The sequence below is a fragment of the Microcystis sp. BLCC-F210 genome (genome assembly GCF_042134685.1).
Lineage (GTDB): Bacteria > Cyanobacteriota > Cyanobacteriia > Cyanobacteriales > Microcystaceae > Microcystis > Microcystis aeruginosa_D.
This window is the reverse complement of sequence record NZ_CP169647.1, coordinates 192,408-218,554: the sequence shown is the minus strand read 5'-3', so window position 1 is coordinate 218,554 and position 26,147 is coordinate 192,408. Positions and strand designations below refer to the sequence as shown.

Here is a 26,147-nt window from a genome sequence, read left to right as displayed (position 1 = left end):
TTTGGATAGGTTCTATTAATTGGAGACAAAATCAATGATGAAATTAACCTCTATCACTGGGTTATTGAGTCTATCGGCGGTATTATTAAGCTCACATCTACCGGCAGCGTCCCAAAATTGTCGGCCACTTTCTTTATTAGGGGGTGAAGGTAGTGAAGTTACGAAAACCGTCTCACAACCCACTGTTCCAGGGCCTTTCGGTGTCACGATAACTCGTAATAATTGGAATACCGATTGGGCAGTGCCGGGGGGGAGAAGTTTTCAGAGGTTTATCGTTACGGTTTCTGTTCCCCGGGCTGCTTCCTTTGATATCCGGCTGTTTCTCAAGTATAGCGATCAAACTAATGAGGAATTTTTTAATACTAATGGATTACGAATCGAACCCGATAAACCCTTAACAATTACTGCCACAGTCCGGGCAAATGATCAACCTTTTCTAGTCAATCTTTTTGTCAATGGTATTCAGCATATCGGTAATACCTACACCGCTTCTGTTGTCGGTTGTGAACGATAAAATATAGAGGGTGTACTGAAAAAGTTTGTTGGTGGGGACTGGGTGTGAGGTTTTAAGCTAAGAGGCATTTTAACCGCCTATCCTTAGATTAGCTGAATCTCCCCCATCCCTTTACTGTTGCCTCTTGTTTCATCTCAACAGGCAATTTAACTGCACGGGTAGCCCTGGATCTTACTCTCTGCCCCGATTGACCATAAGTGGGACAATTAGAGCAATGCACAGTTAAGGATTTTTGTCAAGAAAATAATATTAAACTTATTATTGATACCTGCCATCCCCAAGCTCAAATTATCTGGCAATTAGCGATTAATTACGCTACCCTAACTAATATCCCCCCATTTGCCTTGATTTAGAACTGGCTTTTATCTGTCCCCACCTTATTATCGATTTTTTTTGGGAACATTATGTCTGAAACTATCACTTCCGCCATTAGCGATCGCATCTGTAAACACATGAATAAAGATCACGGTGATGCCGTGCTTTTCTACGCTCAAGTTTACGGTAATATCACCGATGCAGAAACCGCTCAAATGCTCTCCATCGATCCCCAAGGCATGGATTTAGCCGTAGAAAAATTAGGGGAGAATCAAACAATTAGAATACCTTTTGAGCGTACCCTAGAATCAGCCAAGGATGCCCATAATATCCTCGTTGAGATGCTAAAAGTTAATCAAACCACCCCTTGACAGGTTCCGATTTTGCGACTATCACCGAAAAAGACCAACCTAGAGAATTAGCCCATGAATCAGGTTAATAGTACGGTAATAAAAATACCCAAGTCTGGCTGGCGTTTACTGCCTTTTTTAGTCTTGGGTGTGCTAGTTTTTGCCTTTAATTCCTCCCTAGAATTAAATTATCTAGTCAAGGGTTATATTACTCTCTTGGAATTACAGGCAGGCATCGTGGTTTTATACTTTCTTTTGGCTAAATTAGGGAAATCTCAAAAATTATGAGAAATAGAACTATAGCGGCTTTACTAGCCTTTTTTCTCGGTTATCTTGGCATCCATAAGTTTTATCTAGGGGAGAATTTAGCAGGTATTCTCTATCTACTTTTCTTCTGGACTTTTATCCCCGGCATCATTGCTTTTTTTGAATTTATTGGTTTAATCATCATGTCAGATCAAGCTTTTGATGCTAAATACAATCCTAACTATCTCCCCAACAGTACAGAGCGAAGACTGCCAGAATCAGGTCAGCAAAAAACCGCTACTTTACTCCAGCTTAAAAAGCTTTACGATCAGGGAATTATTACTGCTGAAGAATACGAAGAAAAACGCAGAAAATATTTAGATTCTCTTTGAAAAAAATATGTCTAATCTCTCTCCTCGCCCTCCCGAGTCTTCCGAGTGGATCTGGCTGTCCTTAGTCCCAGTTTTTGGTGGTCTTGCCATTGCTAATGCTGGCAAAAAAACTAATAATCAAAGTTGGTTATCCGTCGGCATTGCCTTGACAATTATCTCCCTTATTTTCCTTACACAAGAGTCTTTTATCGTAATTTGGTTTGCCCAAATCGGACTGGGTTTATACATCCGTCAACAGCTTAATTCTCATCCAATAGCTTCGGCAAATAGAACCAATTCCAGACAGTCATCCTCTCCTCTCGAAAAAATTGATATTAACAGTTGTTCCACCAACGATCTGGTTTATAAATTAGGGTTGCCGATTGTCTATGCCAATGATATCGTTTCTGTCCGTAACGAAGGACATATTTTTACCCATTTAGAAGAATTACACTTCCTAGCTGGTTTACCAGAAAATTATCTCAAAAAATTAGAACCTTTGGTTATCTTTGCCTACGATATTCGCCAAGAAGTTGACGTTTCTTGGCGTTGTTTAAACTACTACTCCGTTGCGGAATTAGTCAATCTCGGTCTTGACTTTTCCGTGGCTGATAAAATTGTCGCCGAAAGAGAAAAAAACGGTGTCTATCGTTCGGCGATCGAAGTAAGAAACCGGACAGGTATTCCCTTAAAATCCTATCAGCAATTGCTTTAATTCGCTTTATTCTACTTAAGGCTGGCTGAATAAATCTAAAAACCTTGTTGGATAAGGCTTTTAGACTTTTTTTACCTCAAAAAGTGCCGACCATTGGAGTGATCGGGGGTAAAATTCAGGGACTTTTTCCCTGAATTTTAGGTAACTGACTACCTCAAAATCGGTAAAACCCTACACCCCACACCCCACACCCCACACCCTGTCCCCACGAAAAACTTTTTCAGCAGACCCTAGTTATAGCTTAAATTGCTTTTCTATCAAAGACACGATCCAACTTCTGGGTAAAAAACGGGGCAGATTGACGATAATTTTATTAGCCAATTTACCGGCTACCACGTTGGGGCGTTTGTTTGCCAAGGCAGTTAAAGCCTCTTGTACCACCACTTCCGCCGAATCTAACCGGCCGTTTTTGCCCATAAAGGCACTGGGAAATCGGGCTACCTCAAAAAAATTAGATTCCGTCGGACCGGGGCAAAGAGCGAGGATTTCAACGCCTTTGTCTTTATTTTCTGCCCAGAGAGACTCGCTAAAACTGAGGACAAAGGCTTTTGTCGCCGCATAGACGGAAAGATAGGGCAGCGGTTGAAACCCGGCAATGGAAGCAACATTGATAATTGCCCCCCCAGTGCCGGCAAGCATGGGACGGAGAAAATAGTGGCTTAATTCCACCAATACCAGATTATTTAACTGGATCATTTCTAACTGTCGGGCTAAATCCTGCTCGCTAAAAGCACCATAATCACCAAAACCGGCATTATTTACCAGTAAATCAACGTTGATTCCTTTTTGGTTCACCGTATCATATACTAGCTTTCCCGCCCCGGCAACAGTCAGATCTTGAACGATAACTGTCACTTTTACCCCGTATTGTTCCTCTAATTCCGCTGCTAATTGTTCTAGTTTATCCCTAGATCTAGCGACTAAAATTAGCTCCACTTGCCGTTGAGCAAGTTGACGAGCAAAGACGACACCGATACCAGTAGAAGCGCCAGTAATGAGGGCTGTTTTCATAGAAGATCAACCAAAAATAGCTTTTTTGCTGGAATTGTAGCACAATTACCCTTTCATTTACAGTTCTTAACTTGGCGGTCAAGACATTTTTTCAACTCAGAATATATGTTAGGCTAGAAATAGAACAAAGGTCGAGGGAGGTGCAGAAATGACAGTTATAAGCTTCACTGGTCAAGATATTGCCAAATATACCACCGCTGATATTGCTTCTTTAGCCGAACGACTAGAAAAAGATGAGTATAGTAACCCTTTCGAGGCTTTGCGGGATTGGCATCTATTGCGGGCGATCGCTTTTCAAAGGCAGGAATTAGCCGAACCTTATCTTTATCTGTTGGATCTAGAAGCCTACGATGAGGCTTAAAGTGGCTTAGTTAAACAAAACTTAACACAAATTACTGGGGGTGTGAGACTAGCACACCCATTATTTTTGGTTATGATATTCTCCGGCTGAAAAAAGCCCCTAGCTTTTTGCCCCTTCTTTCCCTACTATCAATAACAAAGTATTTTTAGGCGATCGACTAAATTATGGGCAAACAATACAACGTTTATGGGATCGGTAACGCGCTCGTCGATATGGAATTTCAAGTCTCCCCTGAATTACTGCAAGAATTAGGCATCGATAAAGGAGTGATGACGCTGGTGGACGAAAATCGTCAAACCCAGTTGATGGAAAAATTGGCTCTTGATTGTAAACGCAGCGGTGGCGGATCGGCGGCGAATACCCTAGTAGCGATCGCTCAGTTGGGGGGTAGAGGTTTCTATTCCTGTAAAGTGGGCAATGACGAATTAGGTAAGTTTTATCTGCAAGATCTGCGGGCCTGTGGTTTGCATACCAATGAACACGGCGGCGAAAAAGAGGTGGGAATCACGGGAAAATGTCTAGTTTTCGTCACTCCCGATGCCGATCGCACCATGAATACTTTTCTCGGCATCACCGGGGAAATTTCCGAACGGGAATTAGTCCCCTCAGCGATCGCTAATGCCGATTATCTCTATCTCGAAGGTTATCTCGTCACCTCTCCCACTGCCAAAGCTGCCGCTATTAAAGGGCGAGAAATTGCTCAGGCGGCTGGAGTCAAAACCGCTTTATCCCTGTCGGATCCCAATATGGCGATTTTCTTCCGGGAGGGATTACTGGAAATGATCGGAACGGGGTTAGATTTCGTTTTCGCTAATGAGTCGGAAGCTTTGACTATTTCCGGCAGCGAGGAAATTGAGTCAGCGATCGCCTATTTTAAAACCATTGCCAAAGGATTCGCTATCACCCGGGGTGCCAGTGGTTCTTTGATCTATGATGGCGAAAATCTGCTGGAAATCGACCCCCATCCCGTACAGGCGATCGATACCGTCGGTGCGGGGGATATGTACGCGGGGGCTTTTCTCTACGGTATTACCCACGGTATGGGTTACAAAGGAGCGGGAAATCTCGCTTCTCTAGCGGCTGCCCGGGTGGTTTCTACTTTTGGAGCGCGTTTACAAACCGAGGAAATTCAATCCCTGCGCGATTCGATCGTTTTGGGATAGGTTTTGTCGGCGATCGGGAGTCAGTAGTGAGGTTTTTTCTCCCTGCTCCCTGCTCATAGACAGTCTTAACGAGTAATTTAGATAGTCAGACTAAATCCCGTTTAAAAGGTATATGCGTTCCCCAAAATCGATCAGTGGAGCAGTGGGAGCCACATTAGGGAACGCACCCTACAAGATCGGCGTACTGCTACGCAGTGCCTTCGGCATCGCACTGAGCCGCATAACGACCCCGTTAGACCGTATCTCTCAGATCGCTTATGATCAATGTATTCTCGTAGGTTCAGGAGTTTAAACCATGCCTTTCGCTGAGTTAATTTCTTTAGTCAACAATCTAAGTCAGGCAGACAAATTATCACTCTTCAAACTCCTAGCTGCACAAATCCCAGACGCTGAACTACAAGTCATCTTTTCTGCATCAGAGTATCCGGTTTGGTCACCCTACGACGCAACGGAGGCTGCAAACATTCTGATGCAGATGATTCAGGATGACCAAGAGACATCTACTCATGCCTAATACAATCGAGTTTCCCTTTTCTGACGATGAAGCATTGCCCACGATTCCCATCACTCTGAGTCATGCAGGCTCTTCTGTTCCTGCGAATGCACTGCTAGATAGTGGGTCTACGGTCAATCTCTTACCTTATGACATCGGGCTACAATTAGGTGCAAGTTGGGAGGAACAAACTGTCCGCTTGCCATTGGCTGGAAATCTTGCAACGGTTGAAGCGCGGGGTTTATTTGTGTATGTTCAAATTGGGAATTTGGAACCAGTTCGCCTAGCATTTGCTTGGGCACAAGCTTCTCAGGTACCCTTAATCCTTGGGCAAACAAACTTCTTTCGAGAATTTGATGTCTGTTTTAAGCGATCGCGACGCACGATCAAAATTATCCGATTCTAATAAGGGTCGATGTGTCGATGTGTTTTGGGTGCGATCGCACTTTAGGTCAGTGCTGGCAAGGAAAAGCAATGCTGGGTTTCCTGTCGTCAACCCAGCCTACGGCGATCGCACTCACTTAAACCCACAGTTTCAATCAATGGGCATGGTGCGTTCCCCAAAAATCGATCAGTGGAGCAGTAGGACTTGCATTAGGGAACGCACCCTAAAAGATCGGCGATCGCACTATTTTTGTCAAAGTAGATTGTTTCATTTTAGTATAAATTTTTAATTAGAAATTTTAATTAAAATATCATGATTAAGTGTAAATTTAGGATTTTTTAATCCCAACATAGATTCCATTATTGAGGGATTCATGGTGACTACTGAATCGAGAACTTCAAAGGTTTGAAAATCATGGGGAAATATAAAAATAAAAGTTGCAGTTTCCTCCCCTATATTTTCCGACCAATGTGTCCATCCAGATGGAATGAAAACAATATTTCCTGATTCTAATTTTTGTTCGTAGAGTTTACCTTTTGGATCGATTAAAATAGTTTTGGCTTTGCCAGAAATCAAAACCTGTTGTTCCCATGTATTATGCCAATGGGGTGTTCTGGCTGAGTTAGGTTTAATTTCAACCCTCGCTGTATCATTTTCGGTGATTGGAAAATTCTTCTTTTTACAGTAAGAAACAACGCCGCCACTATATTGATAAACCTCAGTTTGTCTAGGTTCGCAAGCAAAATTAACGTTTTTAACTGGTGGAACTTGACTAAGGAGATAAGGCTGTTGAGCTTGTTTATAATTAAATCGAAAGTTTTTAGTTTCTTTTTGCTCAAAACTTATTCTTTCTAGCCTTTTTGGGAATTCATTAATACTCTTCCCAAGAACAAAATGATCTGTGGTGGTAATATGAGCCAAGAAAAACAGAAAAGAAACTAAGCATGTAACCAAGAAATACAATACTGCCCTAAACTTCATTGCTTATCCGAGCGAAAAGAACATTCTATCAGTCAAACTGTTTAACTAGAGATTATACAGAAACTTTCCGTATAACACTCTTGAAAGTAACAATGTAGGTCAACTTTCGGTATATCACCCCATTTAGGCGCAATCGCCCGAAGTTTTCCCTATATCACTTCCAAAAGCGCGTTAGCCAGACTAGCATCTTGCCAAAAACCTTGTTTAACTAAATTCCTGACAATTTAGGCTCATTCTAGCGATAATTCCTCTGTCTGACCCCACCCCTTGACAAAAATTTACAATTATTCGACCTTTAGCGACCGCTATCGGGGGATAGTTGTTTTTTGTTACAGCAGTGGGGAGAAGGGAACGGGTTTTTAAAGTGGGATTGGCAGTTAATCATGCTATTAAAAACCGATTCAGTATAACGGTAAAGTTAGACCGTCTTCACCGATAACTTTGGCTGAGTCATAACGCTTCAATTGTAACGCGCCCACCTTCCACTGCCTCAATCTGAAGTTTAAAGCCATACAAAAGACCCATCCCCACTAACGGCTCTGCATCAGAAGCTGCCACATCAATAATCTGCTCTTGACCATCCCAGATCACAGAAGCTTTGTATATTTCAAAAACGACTTCGCTCCCGTCCCCTAATGTGCCAATATCTCGATAGTACCAAGGCAAACCAATATCTGTGATGATAGAAAGCGGTAAAGACAAAAAGCTGGTGAATCCAGTATCAATGATAGCATCGAGTGCTATTTTCGGTGAGCCAATGCGACCGACTGCCACCTTGATGATTGCTTCACAATTATTATTGACTACACCGAACATCATACGGGTTTTCTCTGGCTGCGACTGCCAAAACGGAAGACGGCTCTATGTCCAATCCGAATCACCCAAGGTTGAGCATCAGGGACACGCTCATAGAGATGATCGGTAGCAGTAATCGTATCGTCGGCAAGCTCAAACGCTCCAGTTTCGATGTCGATCGCCACAATTCTCCCGTGATTTCCCTCCTCCACTTGAGAACGTACCTGAGATTCATAAATCTCATTACCACGTCGAGCGAATTCTTCTTTGCTATAGCGGGGTTGTCGAACTGTCATTGGCTTGACCCTGTGGCAACTTTTGCCCTCTATTTTAACCTAAACATCGGGAATCTTCGCTAACATTCCCCAACTGGGACCACAAGAGCGGCATCGCACTTAAACCCACAGCTGCAATTAATGTGCATGGTGCGTTCCCCAAAAATCGATCGCTGGAGCAGTAGAAGTTGCATTAGGGAACGCACCCTACGAGACTGGCGATCTGCTACGCAGTGCCTTTGGCATCGCAGTTAAGTAGAGTCCCGTACGTTCCAGGGCGCTTGTTAGACAACTGGTGTAGGCTGGGTTAGCTTTCTCTCCCGATCATAGGTGCGTTTTTCCACCAAACATCACCTTTCTCAAAGCAAACTATGCTAAGTAGTCGTGCAAAATTAATTTCCTAGTAAAGATAGGCAAAAGGCAAGAGGCAAAAGGCAAGAGGGGGTTAGATATGTGTAATTAATTTTGCTTAGGTACTTATCAAAAAAGCTAATCCCAAATGTTTCTCGTGTGATCAGATCTGGATCGAGTTGACCTCTTGAGTGATCTGCATTTAGCCTGTCAATGCAGCCTTTTGAAAAATTTATAAAAGTTTCACTTTTATCGATCCCACCACCATACTCTTCCCAATATGCAGTATGTAAGTCTTCAACCATGTATATTGCATTTTTATACATTAATGGATAAAAAAACTGAAAGCTACTTGCTATATCTGCCATTTGATGGCTTCCGTCATCCAGCACAATATCTGGAACCCCAAATTCATCAATAATTTCTGCAAGAAAAATATGATCTGCTTGATCTCCTATGCGAACAAAGATGCCCTGAGATTCACAGTCCTTGCATTGTGGATCAATGTCAATTCCAATGATTTTTGCCATAGGGCCAAAAAAACGTTGCCACATTTGTAACAATCCACCTTTGCTAACCCCTATCTCAATAAATATAAGCGACTTATTTCTCCAAGGTGAAAAGAACCTTTCATAAAATTGATGTGGTCACTTTTACATTCTGGACATTTCATCGTTTTTTTCTTTCATTGAGTTTCTATCTATTTTGCCTTCTCTTCTCTTTATCTGAACAATGCCAGAAAAATAGGAGTACCTCCCTAGCTTAGGAAACGCTATATATGTAAAAGAACAAGATAAAGATTATCTGCAGCTACACCAAAATCTACGATTGAGTCTATTTTGATTCTGATACCCCGTCCGCTTGCGGCGGGATAGTCCGTTTGTTCGCTTGTGCCACGCTACTTTCTTCGCTTATAATCCTTTTGTCTCCTCCATCAATTTTCCGAGCTTCCCTTTTTAGTTACCTTACCCAATTATCAATTATGAATAACACTGAAATCGACTTTCCCAAAGGCTCTAAGAGTGATCTAAGAGATGTTATCACAAATCAGTTACTCATTTTTTTAGAAGCCCAAAATTATGATGCAGCTAAAACTCTGTTAATTCCCGTGGCTTCCGTGGATATAGCAGAAGCGATTGCGGACTTACCTAAAACCCTACAAATCATTGCTTTCCGACTTTTAAATAAATCTCAAGCCATTGACGTTTATGAACATTTAGATAGAAATACCCAATATTTATTAATCGAAAAGTTTAAAAATGCGGAAGCAAATGAAATTATTAATAATATGTCTCCTGATGATCGAGTCAAGTTATTTGATGAGTTACCTCCTCAATTAGCGAGGACTTTAGTTGCTCAATTATCCCCTGAAGAAAGAGAGTTAAATGCTTTACTATTCGGGTATTCTGCTGATACAGCGGGGCGAATTATGACCCCGAAATATATCTATGTTAAAGAAACTATTACCGCTAATGAAGCCCAAGCTAAAATCAGAAATTTAGCCGATAAAATTGAAGTAGCTTACTATATCTATGTGACAGATAATAACAAGAAATTACAAGGAACCTTATCTTTAAAAGATTTGATTGTTGCTAAACCAGAAGCCATAATTTCTGAAATTATGAACAGAAATATTATTTATGCCTATACCGATACAGACCAAGAAGAAGTCGCTAAATTGATTCAACGCTATGATTTATTAGCTTTGCCAATTGTTGATAAAGATGAAAACTTATTAGGGGTAGTTACGGTAGATGATGTCATCGACATTTTAGAGGAAGAAGCAACTGAAGATATTTATAAAATGGGGGCAATTAATACAGAATCTGATGATCAAAATTATTTTAAATTGGGCTTGTATAAAATCACAAAAAAACGAATACCCTGGTTATTAATTTTATTAATCACGAATTCTGGAACAGTTTTTTTAATGAGTAATTTTGAGGAAGTATTAGAGGAAGTAGTTGCCTTAGCCTTTTTTACGCCATTATTAATTGATGCAGGGGGAAATATAGGTGCACAGTCATCGACCGTTGTTATTAGGGGATTAAGTACCGATGAATTAAGAGATAAGAAACCGTTTTCAATTATTGTGAAAGAGTTAATAACAGGGGGATTATTAGGAATCATTTTAGCCGTCATTGTGATTGCCATGATTTTTGTATTCTTAGGTAAACCAGAGATTGGTTTTATAGTGGGAATTAGTTTAATTGCTATCTCAATTATTGCAGCGACAACAGGTACAGCATTACCTTTTGTCTTTAACAAAATGGGATTTGATCCTGCTTTAATGTCTGCTCCTTTTATTACGACAGTGGTTGATGTTTTAGGAATTTTTATTTATTTCAGTATTGCTCAATTAATCCTAAAGGAAAGCTTGAGAAATTGATGGGCAAGTCAAAAACATTAGGCCGATTTAAGTCTGAATTGGTGTTCCATAACTTGCCCAGGGTTATATCCTTGAGCGCTCGATAATTTTTAATCCTCAATCCCTCAATTCCGGCCATGATTTAGTCCCGTTTCTTATTACTAAAGTAATTTGAGCAATTTCTCCCCAGAGAATATATAGTATAGACTGATTCTAGAGCGGTTATTAATAGAGTTCTTGCCTAATTAATTTTTGAGACTTCAAAAATGAGAAAAATAGGCATAAAATTGCATAAAATTCTTAGAATGAGCATTTAATTGATTAATGCTCATTCTTAATTCTCCTGACTACTGACTACTGGCTACTAACTCCTCACCTAAGGTCAGATTTTTGATTTTTGCCAGAGGTCTAATTACTGACCCGATTCGATCGCTCCTTCGGCCTCATGGACAATTGCCCTCAATTGATCTAAAGTTTTCTGGTCCACCTGGGTCCATAATCCCCGTTGTTGAGCTTCTAATAATCTTTCGGCCATATCTCGCAATGCCCAGGGGTTTTTCTCCTGAATAAATTGTTGTACCTTCTCGTCAAATAAATAAGCTTCGGCTACTCCCTGATAGATAAAATCCTCCACTAGGTGAGTAGTGGCAGAGTAGGCAAAAATATAATCTACGGTTGCAGCCATCTCGAAAGCGCCTTTATAGCCGTGTCGCATCACTCCCGCTATCCATTTGGGATTAACCACTCGCGAGCGGTAAACGCGGCGAATTTCTTCCCCTAGGGTTCTGATGCGGGGATTTTCTGGGCGGGAATGATCACCAAAATAGGTGACGGGATTTTTGCCGGTTAAAGCTCGGACACTGGCAGTTAAGCCGCCTTGAAATTGATAGTAGTCATCGGAGTCGAAAATATCGTGTTCTCGATTGTCCTGATTGTGCAGCACTATCTCTAATTCTTGCAGTCTATTTCTCAATACTTCTGGTAAAGAATGGGCAGTTCCTTGACTATCATAGGCATAACAACTCCAGTTAATATAAGCATTAGCTAAGTCTTGATCATTTTGCCAGTTTTGTGACTCGATTAACCCCTGTAAACCGGCCCCGTAAGCACCCGGTTTGCAGCCAAAGATTCTGGCAGTAGCTCTCAGTTTCGCCTCTTTTTCTCCTAAGCCCTGACTTAGCCAAAACTCCCTCTCTGTCTTCACTTTCGCCGCTAAAGGATTAATTTTTTCCTCTTCCTCTTGACAAGCTACCGCATTTATGCCAGAATTAAGAAGATGTAGTATGCTGGGGAAACTGTCCCTAAAAAAGCCCGATACCCGAACGGTCACATCAATGCGAGGACGGCCTAAGCTGGACGGGGTAAGGATTTCAAACCCGACCACCCGACGGAAAAAACCATCCCAAAGGGGACGAATTCCCAGTAAAGCCATGGCTTCGGCCACATCTTCGCCACTATTTCTCATTGTCGAAGTTCCCCAGATAGAAATCGCCAAAGTGCGGGGATATTCGCCATTTTCTTGGGTATAACGTTCAATTAGTGCCTCTGCGGCCTTTCTTCCCACTTCCCACGCGGTTTCTGTGGGGATTGCGCGGGTATCGACGGAATAGAAATTTCTGCCGGTGGGGAGAACATCGGGACGGCCGCGGGTAGGAGCGCCGGAAGCACCACTGGGGATGTATTGACCAGCGAGACCTTTTAAGAGATAGGTAAGTTCATCGGGGGTTTGTTTTAAAGCAGGAATTAACTGATTTTCTAGCCAAACCAATTCTTTTGCCGTATTTTCGCCTACAGGTTCAATTTTCCGGCTAATTAAATCCTGAGCGAGACTTTCCAGATAAGTAGTGGTATCGTTATATTCCGTCAGGGGGTCGCAGTCGAGATGGAGGTCAAGGGCGATCGAACGGGTTAAACCGGGGCGGTCGGGACTAGGAGAACGAGCGATCGATTGAATTAAATCAATTAACTGCTGACCCTGGGGACATTGACCGAAGATATGTAAACCATCGCGGATTTGTGCTTCCTTGAGTTCACAGAGATAACCATCCACGAGGGTGAGAAATTGACCAAAGGAGGCGCTAATCGTGCCTAGCTCTCGATCGAGATTAGTTTTCGCCACCAGGTCGTTAATCCGCTCGCGAATCAGAGCTAAACGAGAAGGATCAAGAGATTCTGCCTGATAATATTCATCGATGAGGGACTCTAACTTTTCCCAATCCCCATACAATTCCGCTCGGGTCATCGGGGGAGTGAGATGGTCGATAATAACAGCTTGGGAACGTCTTTTAGCGCTGCAACCTTCTCCGGGGTCATTGACAATAAAAGGATAGAAATTCGGCAGCGACGAGAAAGCGATTTCGGGATAACAATGGGGAGAAAGAGCGAGACTTTTCCCCGGTAGCCATTCTAAATTGCCGTGTTTACCAAGATTAATCACAGCAGTGACTTGGAATTCCTGTCGTAACCAATGGTAAAAAGCGAGATAGCTGTGGGTAGGTTCCAGGTCGGGGGAATGATAATTAAGGGTCGGGTCAAGGTCGTAACCGCGAGAAGGTTGAATACCAATAAAGACATTACCTAACTGGAGGCCCGGGATAGGAAAATCCTTGTCTGGATATCCCCAACGGTCAAGGAGAGCGCTTTGATTATCGGGGGGAAGGGAGGAGAAATAATCTAGATATGCTTCTAGGGAGAGAGATTGATAGATAGGTTTTAATTCCCTTGTCTCCAGGTCATTAGTGATACCGGAAATAAGCAATCGCATTAATTCGTCACTATGGTCGGGGAGGTCGGTGAGGGTATAACCTTGGGTTTGTAATGCGCGAAGAATTTCCAAACCACTAGCGGGAGTATCTAAACCGACTCCGTTAGCGATACGACCATCCTTATTGGGATAGTTGGGGAAAATGAGAGCAATTTTTTTCTGGGAGTTGGGAAGGGAGGAGAGTTGACAATAGTTTGCGGTTAAATCAGCGACAAAATCAACCCGGTGGGGGAGGGGTTGATAGATAACTATTTCCGTTTCTAGTTTCGGATGTCGGGTGAGGACAGATTTAAAGGAAATAGCGCGGGTGATAATTTTGCCATCCATTTCCGGTAAAGCGATATTCATAGCCACATCCCGGGGGGAAAGACCTTGATAACCCTGTTGATAAGCTTCTAAACTGCTGCTGCTGAGGATAACTTGGAAGATGGGTTTATTGAGGGACTGCCAAAAGTGATGATTTTGTTTGTCTTCCGGTCGCTGGATAGAGAAGCTAGTGGTATCGAGAATTAGGTCTGGGGGATGGTGGGAAAAGAGGGTTAATAGTTCCTCTTGCACTTCAATTTCCCGCAGAGAGGAGAGAAAGATGGGGACAGTTTCCATGTTTCTTTGGGTGAAAGCACTGATTAAAGCATCGATAGCTTTGGTGTTACCCGCGAGATAATGGGAACGATAGAAAAGTATCCAAGTCCGTGCTTGGGGTTGGGGTAGGGTTATCTGGGAATAGATTCCCAACCTCGGGACAACCCTAGGAGGAGAGGGAGGATAGTCGAGATGGAGACAGGTATACGCGATAAATTTAGCAGCATTAATCCAGTTATCTATCCCTGCTTCCGTGAAATAGCACCATAACTGGTTAACAGTAGTCAGGGAAGCAGTGGAATGACTCATCAACTCTAAATCCGGTTTATCCTCTCCCGGGAGGACAAATAAAGTCGCACCAGTTTCCTCGACAATTTCCTTAACTACTTCCAACCCGTAGGACCAACTCCCCCGTCCCCCCAATAAGCGAAGAATAATCACCCTTGCTTGGGATAGTACCTTGTCCCCATAGTTATCAATACTGTATTGCTGCTGTAACTGGGATAAATTGAGGGCGCGAATTGCGGGAAAATTATCCGGTAGATGGTCGATAGCTGCCGCTAGAGTTTGAATATCGGTATCAGCCATGGTGAGGAGGACAATCGGGGCCGGATTTTGGTCAATAATAATCACCCCTTCGGTATCCGCTGTCCAACCACCCGCTTGGGGAGCAATACGATGCATAAATTTTGAGAGTCAGGTTAAATAATGATTAGGTTTTGAGAATCAGGGTCTCGATCGAGGGATCATTTTTATGTAGATAGAAATGATTATATCTGTCTGTGGCAATTTAAAGAACAGGGAATAGGTGTTAGGGGATAGGGATTAAGAACAATCTTCACTAAAACCCCAAACCCCAGTCCCCTTACTGATAACTGGGGTTTGGGGAAGTGGGGAAGTGGGGAAGTGGGGAAGTGGGGAAGTGGGGAAGTGGGGGAATTTCAAATAAAACCCCAACACCCTAAAACCCTAAAACCCTAAAACCCTAAAACCCCAACACCCTAAAACCCCAACACCCCAACACCCCAACACCCTATCTCCTGCCTTCTGATGACTGATAACTGATGAATGATAAATGAATGCTTCTTCCGCTTATGTTTGCTGTCAAGTGTTGTCATCTACTCACCTCGAACAAATTCGTTCTTGGTGGGGACAGTTGGCAATACAGGTAACAGGGCCGAGGATTAGTCTAAGTGAAAGAGATATTCCCTCACAGACAGGGGAAATCTATCAAATCTTGCTTTCCACTGACCTACAAGCTTTATTGTTAGCCAGTCCCCAAGCACATAACTTTGATTACGAAGTCCGCATTAGTTTTGAAGCGAACACGATTAAAAATTTTCTGCAAGGACTGGCCGTCAAGTCTCTCCACCACCCGAAAATTGAGCAGAGTTATCAAATTTTAAACCTCCCTCTATCCACTAATGTCAGCAGTTTTCAAAATAAAATTTTAGTCAAAATTCTCTCGATAATTTCTTCTCCGTCTGCTGAGGGGGGTTGTCCCCGCATCTTCTCCGTTTGTCAACCGATAGAAGCTGCCCTATCCCAACAAATCCAACAGGAAAGATTATTAAACCAAGTCATCACCCAAATGCGTCAGAGTCTGGAGTTACCGGTGATTCTGGAAACCGTGGTCAGGGAAGCGCGGGAATTTCTGCAAGTGGACCGATTGTTAATTTATCAATTTTTCCCCGGTACCGGCGAGGGAAAGGGAAAAATAACTTCCGAGTCGCGCATTTCTGACCAGATAAATTCGGTGTTAAATTTAACCCCCGAAGACGATTGTTTTTCCTATATTCCCCAATACAAGGAAAAGTATCGTCAAGGATTAATTTTGGCCGTGGATGATGTGGATGTTAACTATTCTTCTTCCTTCTGTTTGTCGGAATTTTTGCGACAACACCAAGTGCGATCAAAATTAATCGCCCCGATTGTGGTACAAGAAGAATTGTGGGGTTTATTAATTGCCCATCAATGTCAACAAAAACGCCGATGGTTGCCCCAAGAAAAGAAATTTTTAGGTCAGATTGGTGAACATCTCGCCATCGCTATCTATCAAGCGCAATTATATTCCCAAGTACAGGAACAAAAAGATATTTTTGAGCGCCGGGTAATCGAAAGAACCCAAGAATTACAAGATACTTTAATGACCGCAGAAGCCGCTAACCTCTGCAAAAGTGAATTTTTAAATAATATGAGTCATGAGTTATTAACTCCCCTAACTTGTATTATCGGTTTGTCCAGTACCCTGCAAAAATGCTCGGCAGCCAATAATTTTTTACCCCCCGACAAACAAAAACACTATCTAAAAGTTATTCAGGATAACGGCAATAAACTATTAGAATTAATTAATGACTTGCTTAATTTCTCGCAAGTTTCGGCAGGAAAAGCTGTTTTAGATATTAAACAATTTTCGCTAAAATACCTCTGTCATCATGTTTTAGAAATTATCAAAACAGAGGCAGAAATTAAAGAAATTAATCTAATTTTAGAGATGAAAATCACCGAAAAAGAGCATTATTTTTATGCCGATTATGATCGAGTTCAGCAGATACTTTTGTACTTGTTAAAAAATGCCCTGAAATTTACCCCCGAACAGGGTGCTATCACGCTGAGACTGTGGAAAGAAGGCAGTCAGGTCATTTTTCAGGTAGAAGACACGGGCATCGGCATTCCTGCTCAAAAAATACCGCTTCTGTTTGAAAAATTTACCCAATTGGATGGCTCTCGTAAACGTCGTTATGGTGGTATGGGATTAGGATTAGCTTTAACTAGACAATTAGTGGAACTCCATCACGGCACGATCGAGGTAGAATCTTGCTTAGATAAAGGTTCCATCTTTACCGTCCGCTTACCTCAACAAAAGCCATCCAAATCTCAACCTCAACTCTCAGAGCATAATCCCCATTTTAATCAGCACCATCCCACTGTAGTTTTAATCGAAAGTGACGAAGAAATTGCCAATCTTATTTGTGAGTTATTGATGGTGGCACATTATCAAGTTATTTGGTTAATCGATAGTGTCTCCGCTATCAAAAAAATTGAGATCGTGCAGCCAAGTATTATAATTGTCGATCGGAAAATGCCCGATATATATCATCTCTGTCATCTCTTAAAAAAATCCAGCCAAACTCAAGCCAGTAAAGTGCTAATCTTGAATGATACCCCTGAAATCAGCGTTAATTTTCTCGGCCGTCATGGCATTGACGACTATCTCCTCAAACCGATTCAACCCTCCCTATTGTTGGAAAAAATCCGCTATCTAACCGCTTTTTGACATCCTCACCGCCGGGGCCGGACGGTGATTCCCTACAGATCGAACAAACTTAATTGAACGATCTTCGGATGGGTTGACGCTTCACAGGATGCCGCTACCTTAGCGGTAGTCTCACGCTTTCCTCCACGTCCGTTTTTTGAGGTCTCCGATTGCCCACCGGCGACCTTAATATTAATTGCGGCGTTCACGTCTCGATCATGGAAAGTTCCACAGAAAAGACATTCCCACTCACGGATATTTAACGCTTTTTTCCCGCCGATATTCCCACAACAGGAACATCTCTGAGACGTTGGCTCCCATCGGGAAATTATCCGAAAATCACGCCCATATTTGTCAGACTTTGCCGATAGCATATCTCGGAAAGAACGCCATCCTAAGTCTGATATGGCACGGGATAACTTGCGATTCTTAACCATTCCCGATGTGTTTAAATCCTCTAAAATTATCGTTTGATTTTCACGAACGATTCTAGTGGATAGTTTATGCAAGAAATCAGTACGAGTGTCCTTAATCTTTGCGTGGATTTTAGCTACTCGTTTTCTGGCTTTTTCCCGTCGTTTACTTCCTTTCTGTTTTCTAGAAAGGTTTTTCTGTGCTTTTCTTAGTCGTTTTAATCGTTTCTTTAACGGTTTCGGTGCGTCTATCTTTTCTCCTGTTGAGAGAGTCGCAAAAGTAGCAATCCCTAAATCGATTCCCACGGACTCCCCGTTATTAGGAAGTATTTTGGGCTGAATCTCGACAACAAAGCTGAGAAAATAGCGATCCGCCGCATCTTTAATCACGGTGACACTAGAAGGCTTAGAGGGTAATGGGCGACTCCAAACGATTCTTAAATCACCGATTTTGGCTAAAGTAACGTGATATTGATTGATGGTAAAACCATTATCAGTAAATCTTGCCGATTGTTTAGATTTGCGTTTTTTAAACTTAGGAGGTTTGACTTTCTTTGGCTCTTCGTTACTTGGTATGGTTCGATAGGGGGCATAAATCGACTAAATCCTTATCTGGCAAGGAATTTAATTGATTAGCTCGCTTTAGATCAAAAGCAATTGACAAAAATCGCCAAATGCCTTTGTATATAAGGGTTCCATCCCTTATAACCCCCGTCCATTGCATAAGACAAACCGAAGAACCCTTTCTTTCCTTTTCTCTCTCCCTTGCAAGACGTAAAGAAGTTAGAATAGGCTGTCTCTAAGTCTCTCAAAGACTGTTGTAAAGGAATAGAAGAAACCTCAGTTAACCACCGTCTTTCTTCTGTTTTTTTGACTTGAGTTAGTCTTTTAGATAACTCGGTATATTTTGGCTTTTTTTCTCCTTGTTGATAGAGTTCTTGGCAGTAAGCTAAGGTATCGTTCCAGACGACACGCACACACCCAAACAATTGAGACAAAAGCCTCTTTTGTTGGTCTGTTGGGTAAATGCGGTATTGATACCTCGCTTTCATTGGGTTAAAATATGTGCGTCTGCATTCTATTGTAACTAGGTCTGCTAATTATATCAAGTCATCTACGAAAAGAAAGACACTCTACAATCAGTGATCAGTAAACAGTAATCAGTAAACAGTAAAAAGACAGTAGGAAAATTCTATTTAATACTGCACACTTAAAAAATCACATCTGATAACTAATAACTAATAACTAATAACTAATAACTGATAATTTACAAATAGATTACTTTTCCCTCAAGTAATTCGTTTAAACGGGTTTTAGACAATTCTTCGTCTAATCCTAAATATATACTTTCATCGCTTAAAAATGTTCCTAGTTGTCCTGATTTTCTCAATCTTAGTTTAATGCCATACTTTGCGGATCGACGCAAAACTTTAATTGTTTCGCCACGAACTATTACATGAGCAGTATCTTGCATATACGCTTGATTCCAGAAGTGTTGAACGTGGAAAAAAGTCGTACAAAATTTGATATTATAGATAAGAAAACAAAGTAAATATACACCAATAAATGTGAATAAGCCATGCTAACAATTTTCCCAAAACTAATGAAAGAGCTTCTCAAGCCACTCCCCAAAAATGACTATCCCGCATTAAGTACATTTACTTTTGTGTCCTGTTGGATAGGTTTTGCGCTGGATAAAAGTATCGTCAGCATGAGAGACTTAAGCGCACGCCTGAAAATGCAAGGAATTAATGTCAATACGTCAACGTTTTCTAAGGCGAGTAAAATCCGAGAGACAGAACCATTTGAGAAAATCATCAATAAATTAAATAAAAGTTTAGTAAACAAAAAAGGAAAAGAAGCAGCTCAAGCTTTATTTCCAATTGACTCGACAATAATCTCACTAACAAGTAAACTGTTGTGGACAAAAGGATGGCATCAAGTAAAATTATTTTGTGGAATAAATAGTATCACCACAGAAGTGGGGGGGATTGTGATCAATTTTGGTCAAGGACATGACTCTAAAGAAGGGAAAAAAACTATAGAAGAAATTCCTGTAAATGGAGTTGGGGTAATGGACAGAGGCTTTTCTTCTAATGAAAGAATCAGAAAATTATTAGAGAAAAAAGACAAGCACTTTGTTTTAAGGGTAAAAAATGATATGAAGCTAGAAATGCTGGAAAATGGTCAGAGCAAGCTAGGAGCAGAAAAAAGAGAAGTAGAGGTAAGAATCGTTGAGTTTTGTGATCTAGAAAGTAAAAGTGAATTTCGGATAGCGACGGACTTACCCTTAGAAGGAGAAGGGGGGGTAAGTAATGAGGAAATTGCCGAAATGTATCGACAAAGATGGCAAATAGAACTTCTTTGGAAGTTCTTAAAAATGCACCTCAAGCTTGACCGTTTAATCACAAAAAACGAGAGAGGAATTCGGATACAAATTTATAGCTGTATCATCGCTTATTTAATTTTGCAGCTAATAGATATTGAAGAAGTATTTGGCAAAAGCTTATTAGATAAATTGCGCTATTTACAGAGTTTTATGTGTCAACATATCAGCTATGTACACTGGTTTAGGAAAATTGTCTATTCAATCTGAAAAATGGCGTTCTGGGGTTGTCCTGTTCTTAAATGTAAAGTTTTGTTACGAGATTCAACATTTCTGGCTTGATTCATATTTACTTCTGGTTACTGATAACTGATAATTAAAACCCACTAGGCTTTGCAATTTTGCAAGCAAGACCATAAATAACTTTGGGGTTTATTAAAGTTATTTAATACTTCGTACACTTTTTTGGTGTCATAAATCTCTGGATAGACATTAGCTGATACTCCGCTAAAATAAAATATTTTGCAATAAAAACCATCTTTGTCTATCGATAAACAGCAATTCTCATTTTGAAACGATTTTGCGTTGTTTCAGCGATCTAGAGATTCGTTAAGAATTATTAACCCCTCTGGGTGCAAGGGTTTTAATGTCATGAAACCTTAAAATGAGAATTGCTGATCGATAAATGATGTCCTAGTTTTACTGGCATATCTTCAAGTTTTACGGCAAATTCTTTTACGTCAGGGGTGAGGCGACAAAAAGCGTTAACGTTATGAAAATACATTTGCTTGCTCCTGAGTATTTTATCCCCTTCTCGCACTTTTAGATCGCTGGGATTGGCGATCGATAGGTTGATTTTCAGGCGCTTGGGTGTGGCGCTTTTGCTAGGGGTTAAGTTTATTTCCGCTTCCCTTCGGCTTTGCTCAGGGTAAACTGGTCTGTTTGGGGTTGAGGTCGTTTGTGCCAGCGATCGGTGCGGTTAGTAGTACAGCGAGAAGAATAGATCGGATCATGTCAGTAAGCAGTGAGCAGTAAGGAGTAAGCAGTAATCAGTGCTTATGGCCTCTTTTTCGTCTCATAACTTCATCATAAGTAGGTGGTGGTGGCAATTCTTCCTGTTCTGCAAGCCTTTCATTTCGTTTTGCACTTATTTGTTTTTGAAGTTTTTTAAGTTCATTTTCGCATTCCTGTCGTACACGTTCTGAGGAATCGGCTATTTGTTTTGGTACACGTTGGTACCGTTCAACTATTTCTTCATTTTGACCTCTACTTGTATCATATTTTTTAAATCTCTCTGTTGCTCTTTCTGTTCCTTTGCCAATACTAGCAAGATTTTCATTGCAATTTTTTTGCAATTTTTGCAGTTCAAAGACAATTTGTTTGCCTTCTTCTCCTATTCTTTTCGCATCTGATATAGCATTATTAATTGAACCATCAATATATTGTGCAGTATTTATAAGTGTTGCATCTTGTACTCGCACATCTGCTCTTACCTCATCTGTTGCATAAGTCTTTTCTGAAGTTTTTTTTATTTCTTCCATTCTTTCTGCAACTTTTGTTAAACGCCCTCCAGTATCTTGATGTAGTGGGCAGCCATTTATTCTACAGAATTTGGTATCTGCAGGTTCCTCACCTATCGGTGATGAAGGTGGGGTGGGTGTTGGAGGAGCAATCCTAAAATAAGCAATCCTACCAAGGATGGTCAAATAAGCAACATTAAGGATGCCCGCAACGGTAAAAAATACTACTTTTAAAATTTTTGGTTTACTCATCAGCTTGGCCTCACTTATGGTTTCAAACTCTAGTTAAAATTTAGTTTCTGGTTAACTATTGCGTCTGTTACAAGAGTTTTGGGCTTTGTGGGACTGTCACAATCCTGAACTATTTTGCTATAGTTAGCACCGGGGTCAACCACAACCAATTCTTTAGTGTCAGGACAAAAGTAAATTTTTTTAGTTGTCCCGTCTGCATTTCTTGTCACAAGGCCAACCGCGAAAGGATATTCTGCCGTTGGATCAATATTAGGATTACCTATTGTTCCAGGGTCTTCCTGAACCACAATCGAAGAAACATTGAACGAGCCTGTTACTCCTGGTTGATTGATCGTAATTTCAAAAGAGCCGTTTTCGTTAATCGGCCTGTCAAGTCTCTCTGCTGCCATTCGTTCTTCATATTGTTTTATTTCCTGCGGAGTGACCGTCACTAAATCTATGAGCCAATTGGCCACTATTAACATAATTAACATATTGGCCACAGCACTAATGACAACGGCAATAATTACTTTTAAAATTTTTGGTTCACTCATCAGCTTGTCCTCACTTATGGTGTTAGTTTAAAATTATTCTTTAGTTGCTGTTTATTTACTGCATATTTTACGGAAGTTTCGATCTCTTCTTTACAAGCTCTAACCCTCTCTCTAAAGATACCGTTTTTGGCCACCACAACTGTTGGATTTCCAGGGTTTGCATCATTAATCATTAGGGCAAAAGACAACCTGTAGCAACAATAGGAACAGCAGGGAAGCCGCCAAATAGAACCGAAAAACCAATAACCGATGCAGCATTAAGCTGATAACTTAAGCCTGGAAGCTAAAAACTGATAACTGATAACTGATAACTGATGTTAGCAATCCTTATAAAAGATTTATTTTGATTTCGATGCCCGCTGCTAATATTGCTCCAATACCTGCGCCGTAAATTCCTGCGATCGATCCACCCAAGGCTGCGCCTCCCACCGTTACTACCATTAGGCGATCCGCTTTATCCCAAAGTTTTGCGGTGCTTTTTTTGTTAATTTTCATAAATTGTTTTTAATAATCATATTTAGTATTATAACTGATAACTGATAACTGATGACTGATGACTGATAACTGATAACTGATGACTGATGACTGATGACTGATGACTGATAACTGAGAGGTGCGCCACTGGAAGTTCTTAAGTCTTATATCAAAGATCAGGAAAAGCCGTCGTAAAACGACGGGGTTTTAACCCAAATTTTCGATAAGTAGGGTTTGCGGCAAAAAGTTTTTCGGTGCGGGTAGGGTGTGGGGTGTGGGGTGTAGGGTAGGGTGTGGGGTTTTACCCATTTTCATCTGGTCAATATTTTTGGCTCTTCGGTAACTGTTATGCAAATAATTAACTTAAAATAAAATTCGATGAGAGAGCCTACGCCCAAAAATAGCTGAAACCCATACAGGAAAAGGTTTAAGGCACAAACTGGTTAATACAAAAAGATAGACAATCGAGTTAAAATTTGATATAATAGCCAAAAACCAGAGTATTTTACTTATGATACTTGACAAATTTTTGAACCTAGAAGGAACCTCTATTCAAGGCTATCTACACCTAGAAAATATCGGTATAGTTTTCCAAATCGAATCGAAAAATAAAAAAGCAGTCTGTCCTCGTTGTGGGTTAGAGAGCGATAAACTCCACCAAAATCATCGACATTTAGTCAAAGATTTACCGCTCTCAGGTCAACCAGTGTACCTACAAGTTAATCGTCGTCAATTTAAGTGCGGTAATTGTCAGAAACCCTTTAGCGAAGAGTTAGATTTTGTCGCCAAGAAACGAACCTATACGAAAAGACTAGCCGAGAATATACTCGAACAATTAAAATCAGGAGATATTTTAAATGTTAGCCGAAGAAATGACGTAACGGAAGAAGAGATTCAAAGAATGATAGAGGACATAGCTGAAGAAATTACAGAGACAGACCTATCGAAATTAAAAAGACTAGGAATTGATGAAATCGCTCTAGTCAAAGGACAAAAAAATTACTGTGCAGTTTTAGTAAATTTAGATACGGGAAAACTAATAGCTATTCTAGAGAAGCGAACACAAGAGGAGTTGAGGGAAACGCTTACAGGGTGGGGAAAAGAGGTGTTAGAGCAAATTGAAGAAGTCAGCATAGACCTTTGGTTGCCCTATAAAAATTTGGTGAAAGAATTGATGCCATCGGCCGAGGTAGTCGCCGATAGATTCCATGTAATGAAACAAATTAATCAAGAGTTAGACGAACAGAGAAAAGCAGAAAAAAGAGCGGTAGAAGCGCAGAAAAATAAAAAACAGAAAGCGGAAAAAGAAGCAAAGCTAGAAGTTTTAAAGCGAAGTAAATATAGCTTGTTAAAAAATGAAAAAGATTTAACGGAAACCCAAAAAATTAAACTAGAAGCTATCAAAGAAAATTTTCCAAATTTGAAAAAGATGCAGGAATTAAAGGAAGAATTTAGAAAGATTTATGAAACCTCAGAGAATCCGACAGAGGGAATGCTATCCATCTCGGAATGGTTGGCAAAATCCTCCAGTGTTTTTACTAAGAGTTGTCAAACAATCCGAAACTGGTTTGGAGAAATAATTAGTTATTTCGAGCAAAGGACAACAAATGGGGTGGTCGAGGGAATCAACAATAAACTTAAACTAATAAAACGGAGAGCCTATGGCTTTAGAAACTTTCGGAATTTTTGGGTTAGAAGTATGTTATCTTGGCATCTTGTCTGTTGATTTAGCATAAAGGGTAACGAAGAGCCATATTTTTCTTTTTTCCTCAGAAAATAGGACTTGAAAACTAACTATCACATAGCTAATTTTCAAGCCCTTAATTGTAGGAATCCTAGGCTAAATTAGGATTCACTTTCGATATAGATAAATAACAACCCCATAACCACGGCTGGCATTAACCAACAGACGATCGGGATTAAAATCCAAGGCAGATAAGAAGCTGCGTAGGCACCAGTCATGTCAAATGCTCCTAGTAAAAAAATAAGGAAATGATAATCAGGTAGAACAAGGGTTAATTATTGATTAAAAACCCCGCGCATGATGCCATCAACGACACCAAGATTTTCTAGGAGGAAATAGGCCACAAAAGCGCCACCCATACCACCAATAAAGAAACCGGCGGCGAATTGACTCCAACCCTCGGAGGATTGCAGAGGATCACCACTAGCGGCCTTACCTTGGAAGGAGACAAGACCATAACTAGCTAAACAACCCGTAGCCAAAAGAACCATGGCTAAAGCGGGGATTAAGCCGCCGAGATTAGCATATTCCGAGTCTCTCAGGGGACCCAGGACAACCCAGGGACCACCGAGGAAATAACCGTGGGCCATACCCACTTCTAGACCGCGCAGAATCGGAGCTAGACCGGGACGATAGGCAGGTAAGTTACCAATAAAAGCTTTGGTAAAACCAGAAGCGGAAATGGGGGTAGCTAGATGACCAATGAACGGATCATCATTGTAGGGTGTCACCACCTGTTTGTATCCAGTTTCAGCCATTGTGTTTGAGTTCTCCTTTTTCCGATCAACAGGAAAATTGATCATAAAACTTTAAGATTACACTTTAGGCCTAAGAATTACTTCAAGCAACCCCATCGATCGAGTTTTCAAGGGTTGACGGCTGAAACTCTCACAATTCGTTACATTTCTCTCAGGAGACGGGGGAGTGGGGAGCTTTGTTTCAGTGATCAGTAAACAGTAAACAGTAATCAGTGGACTGAAAACTCACATCTGATAACTGCTCACTGATAACTGCTCACTGATTAAGGGATAATCAACACTGGACAGGGGGCAAGGTTAATGACTTTGGTGGTGACGCTTTCGGACACACCTTCGCTGGTTAATCCTAAACCGCGACAACCCATAACAATCAGGTGAGCATTAATTTCATCGGCCACATCGCAGATGACAAAAGAGGGTATTCCCTCCCTTTCAATCATTTCTGCCTTGACACCAGCTTGGGCGAAAATCGCTTGGGCCGATTGTAACAATCTATCCACCGCTTCGATCGAATTCATCTTATCGTCGGCGGCAATTTCCCCGGTGGGTGTCGTTTCCACCACCGACAACAGCACCAAACGACTGTCAAAGATTTTGACTAATTCGATCACACTACTGGTAGCGTCACGACTTTCGCGGCTGTGGTCGATGGGAAATAAAATCGTCTCAAACATAATTAGCAAGTCTCTCCAATCAAATTTTTCTGGGCAAATCGGTCTTGGAACTGCAAAACTGATCCCCAAATCTGAAATAATCTTTGTCAAAGTAATTGCCGCAAGTAGCGATACCCTGATTTAATCTTTATTGTACGGTAAGCAATCTAGGAGGTTA

General features: G+C 41.1%; 28 protein-coding genes and 2 pseudogenes. 15 read left to right on the top strand and 15 right to left on the bottom strand.

Translation table 11 applies throughout. From position 1 onward, the window contains the following. Positions 1-34 precede the first annotated feature (34 nt). From ACE3JL_RS01080 to ACE3JL_RS01055, 6 genes are all read left to right on the top strand, one after another. Positions 35-514, top strand: a complete 480-nt coding sequence (locus ACE3JL_RS01080; protein ID WP_375328658.1) for a hypothetical protein — start codon at positions 35-37, stop codon at positions 512-514. Between the two features lie 197 nt (positions 515-711). Further along, positions 712-867: a precorrin-6A/cobalt-precorrin-6A reductase gene (locus tag ACE3JL_RS01075; protein ID WP_271988012.1), complete on the top strand. Its 156-nt coding sequence runs from the start codon at positions 712-714 to the stop codon at positions 865-867. A 51-nt stretch (positions 868-918) separates the two neighbouring features. Beyond that, complete coding sequence (locus ACE3JL_RS01070; RefSeq protein ID WP_271988010.1) at positions 919-1,200, top strand: DUF2470 domain-containing protein; 282 nt, start codon at positions 919-921, stop codon at positions 1,198-1,200. 54 nt (positions 1,201-1,254) lie between these two features. Further along, positions 1,255-1,467 (top strand): hypothetical protein, encoded by a 213-nt coding sequence (locus ACE3JL_RS01065; RefSeq protein ID WP_002768784.1) that lies wholly within the window; start codon positions 1,255-1,257, stop codon positions 1,465-1,467. After that, positions 1,464-1,817, top strand: coding sequence for an NINE protein (locus ACE3JL_RS01060; RefSeq protein ID WP_002768785.1), 354 nt, complete (start codon positions 1,464-1,466; stop codon positions 1,815-1,817). The genes ACE3JL_RS01065 and ACE3JL_RS01060 overlap by 4 nt, the downstream gene beginning before the upstream one ends. A gap of 7 nt (positions 1,818-1,824) precedes the next feature. Continuing rightward, positions 1,825-2,511: a helix-hairpin-helix domain-containing protein gene (locus tag ACE3JL_RS01055; RefSeq protein WP_375328657.1), complete on the top strand. Its 687-nt coding sequence runs from the start codon at positions 1,825-1,827 to the stop codon at positions 2,509-2,511. A 234-nt stretch (positions 2,512-2,745) separates the two neighbouring features. Here the strand turns inward: ACE3JL_RS01055 and ACE3JL_RS01050 are convergent, their stop codons facing one another. Further along, positions 2,746-3,522, bottom strand: coding sequence for an SDR family NAD(P)-dependent oxidoreductase (locus tag ACE3JL_RS01050; RefSeq protein ID WP_375328656.1), 777 nt, complete (start codon positions 3,520-3,522; stop codon positions 2,746-2,748). Positions 3,523-3,670: 148 nt separating this feature from the next. Between ACE3JL_RS01050 and ACE3JL_RS01045 the strand changes: the two genes are divergently transcribed. The 5 genes from ACE3JL_RS01045 (at position 3,671) to ACE3JL_RS01025 (ending at position 5,945) form a co-directional block, all read left to right on the top strand. Continuing rightward, positions 3,671-3,883: a DUF2555 domain-containing protein gene (locus tag ACE3JL_RS01045; protein WP_375328655.1), complete on the top strand. Its 213-nt coding sequence runs from the start codon at positions 3,671-3,673 to the stop codon at positions 3,881-3,883. Positions 3,884-4,047: 164 nt separating this feature from the next. Then, positions 4,048-5,046, top strand: coding sequence for an adenosine kinase (locus ACE3JL_RS01040; RefSeq protein WP_103113235.1), 999 nt, complete (start codon positions 4,048-4,050; stop codon positions 5,044-5,046). Positions 5,047-5,158: 112 nt separating this feature from the next. After that, the gene (locus ACE3JL_RS01035; protein ID WP_375328654.1) at positions 5,159-5,338 is read left to right on the top strand and encodes a hypothetical protein; all 180 of its coding nucleotides are present in this window, start codon (positions 5,159-5,161) and stop codon (positions 5,336-5,338) included. Positions 5,339-5,341: 3 nt separating this feature from the next. Next, on the top strand, positions 5,342-5,560 hold the full coding sequence (locus ACE3JL_RS01030) for a hypothetical protein (RefSeq protein ID WP_375328653.1): 219 nt from the start codon (positions 5,342-5,344) through the stop codon (positions 5,558-5,560). Further along, positions 5,553-5,945, top strand: coding sequence for an aspartyl protease family protein (locus ACE3JL_RS01025; RefSeq protein ID WP_375328652.1), 393 nt, complete (start codon positions 5,553-5,555; stop codon positions 5,943-5,945). Before ACE3JL_RS01030 ends, ACE3JL_RS01025 begins: the two co-directional genes overlap by 8 nt. A gap of 264 nt (positions 5,946-6,209) precedes the next feature. Here ACE3JL_RS01025 and ACE3JL_RS01020 read toward each other — a convergent pair whose 3' ends face one another. The 4 genes from ACE3JL_RS01020 to ACE3JL_RS01005 form a co-directional block, all read right to left on the bottom strand. After that, positions 6,210-6,845: a cupin domain-containing protein gene (locus tag ACE3JL_RS01020; RefSeq protein WP_375328651.1), complete on the bottom strand. Its 636-nt coding sequence runs from the start codon at positions 6,843-6,845 to the stop codon at positions 6,210-6,212. A 510-nt stretch (positions 6,846-7,355) separates the two neighbouring features. After that, positions 7,356-7,724, bottom strand: coding sequence for a clan AA aspartic protease (locus ACE3JL_RS01015; protein ID WP_375328650.1), 369 nt, complete (start codon positions 7,722-7,724; stop codon positions 7,356-7,358). Continuing rightward, positions 7,721-7,996, bottom strand: coding sequence for a hypothetical protein (locus ACE3JL_RS01010; protein ID WP_002774813.1), 276 nt, complete (start codon positions 7,994-7,996; stop codon positions 7,721-7,723). Before ACE3JL_RS01010 ends, ACE3JL_RS01015 begins: the two co-directional genes overlap by 4 nt. 371 nt (positions 7,997-8,367) lie before the next feature. Then, positions 8,368-8,880, bottom strand: a complete 513-nt coding sequence (locus tag ACE3JL_RS01005) for a hypothetical protein (protein WP_375328649.1) — start codon at positions 8,878-8,880, stop codon at positions 8,368-8,370. Between the two features lie 428 nt (positions 8,881-9,308). On the opposite strand from ACE3JL_RS01005, the gene mgtE reads away from it, so the two are divergent. Beyond that, positions 9,309-10,715, top strand: a complete 1,407-nt coding sequence (mgtE, locus tag ACE3JL_RS01000) for a magnesium transporter (RefSeq protein WP_271992757.1) — start codon at positions 9,309-9,311, stop codon at positions 10,713-10,715. Positions 10,716-11,106: 391 nt separating this feature from the next. On the opposite strand, the gene cobN is transcribed toward mgtE, so the two are convergent. Then, positions 11,107-14,724: a cobaltochelatase subunit CobN gene (gene cobN, locus ACE3JL_RS00995; protein WP_375328648.1), complete on the bottom strand. Its 3,618-nt coding sequence runs from the start codon at positions 14,722-14,724 to the stop codon at positions 11,107-11,109. Between the two features lie 391 nt (positions 14,725-15,115). On the opposite strand from cobN, the gene ACE3JL_RS00990 reads away from it, so the two are divergent. Then, the gene (locus ACE3JL_RS00990; protein ID WP_375328647.1) at positions 15,116-17,317 is read left to right on the top strand and encodes an ATP-binding protein; all 2,202 of its coding nucleotides are present in this window, start codon (positions 15,116-15,118) and stop codon (positions 17,315-17,317) included. A gap of 32 nt (positions 17,318-17,349) precedes the next feature. On the opposite strand, the pseudogene ACE3JL_RS00985 reads toward ACE3JL_RS00990, so the two are convergent. The 3 genes and pseudogenes from ACE3JL_RS00985 to ACE3JL_RS00975 form a co-directional block, all read right to left on the bottom strand. Continuing rightward, positions 17,350-18,264: pseudogene (locus ACE3JL_RS00985) on the bottom strand (RNA-guided endonuclease InsQ/TnpB family protein); the annotation flags it as partial. A gap of 194 nt (positions 18,265-18,458) precedes the next feature. After that, a pseudogene (locus tag ACE3JL_RS00980) lies at positions 18,459-18,761 on the bottom strand (RNA-guided endonuclease InsQ/TnpB family protein); the annotation flags it as partial. A gap of 215 nt (positions 18,762-18,976) precedes the next feature. Beyond that, positions 18,977-19,183 (bottom strand): hypothetical protein, encoded by a 207-nt coding sequence (locus ACE3JL_RS00975; RefSeq protein WP_375328646.1) that lies wholly within the window; start codon positions 19,181-19,183, stop codon positions 18,977-18,979. Between the two features lie 105 nt (positions 19,184-19,288). Between ACE3JL_RS00975 and ACE3JL_RS00970 the strand changes: the two genes are divergently transcribed. Next, entirely contained in the window at positions 19,289-20,305 is a 1,017-nt protein-coding gene (locus ACE3JL_RS00970; protein ID WP_110579901.1) for an IS4 family transposase, read from the top strand. A gap of 779 nt (positions 20,306-21,084) precedes the next feature. Here the strand turns inward: ACE3JL_RS00970 and ACE3JL_RS00965 are convergent. From ACE3JL_RS00965 to ACE3JL_RS00955, 3 genes are all read right to left on the bottom strand, one after another. Beyond that, positions 21,085-21,807, bottom strand: a complete 723-nt coding sequence (locus tag ACE3JL_RS00965; protein ID WP_375328645.1) for a hypothetical protein — start codon at positions 21,805-21,807, stop codon at positions 21,085-21,087. Between the two features lie 29 nt (positions 21,808-21,836). After that, on the bottom strand, positions 21,837-22,340 hold the full coding sequence (locus tag ACE3JL_RS00960; protein ID WP_375328644.1) for a hypothetical protein: 504 nt from the start codon (positions 22,338-22,340) through the stop codon (positions 21,837-21,839). A gap of 327 nt (positions 22,341-22,667) precedes the next feature. Next, positions 22,668-22,835: a hypothetical protein gene (locus ACE3JL_RS00955; RefSeq protein WP_375328643.1), complete on the bottom strand. Its 168-nt coding sequence runs from the start codon at positions 22,833-22,835 to the stop codon at positions 22,668-22,670. A gap of 490 nt (positions 22,836-23,325) precedes the next feature. Between ACE3JL_RS00955 and ACE3JL_RS00950 the strand changes: the two genes are divergently transcribed. Beyond that, entirely contained in the window at positions 23,326-24,540 is a 1,215-nt protein-coding gene (locus ACE3JL_RS00950) for an ISL3 family transposase (protein ID WP_375328642.1), read from the top strand. Positions 24,541-24,659: 119 nt separating this feature from the next. On the opposite strand, the gene ACE3JL_RS00945 is transcribed toward ACE3JL_RS00950, so the two are convergent. The 3 genes from ACE3JL_RS00945 to ACE3JL_RS00935 all read right to left on the bottom strand — a co-directional run bounded on the left by ACE3JL_RS00945 (position 24,660) and on the right by ACE3JL_RS00935 (position 25,990). Continuing rightward, positions 24,660-24,776 carry a photosystem I reaction center subunit VIII gene (locus tag ACE3JL_RS00945; protein WP_002737043.1) on the bottom strand — a complete coding sequence of 39 codons (117 nt, stop codon included), beginning with the start codon at positions 24,774-24,776 and terminating at the stop codon, positions 24,660-24,662. 57 nt (positions 24,777-24,833) lie between these two features. Continuing rightward, the gene (locus ACE3JL_RS00940) at positions 24,834-25,316 is read right to left on the bottom strand and encodes a photosystem I reaction center protein subunit XI (RefSeq protein WP_002737469.1); all 483 of its coding nucleotides are present in this window, start codon (positions 25,314-25,316) and stop codon (positions 24,834-24,836) included. A 263-nt stretch (positions 25,317-25,579) separates the two neighbouring features. Then, the gene (locus ACE3JL_RS00935) at positions 25,580-25,990 is read right to left on the bottom strand and encodes a universal stress protein (protein WP_271990874.1); all 411 of its coding nucleotides are present in this window, start codon (positions 25,988-25,990) and stop codon (positions 25,580-25,582) included. Between the last annotated feature and the right edge of the window lie 157 nt (positions 25,991-26,147).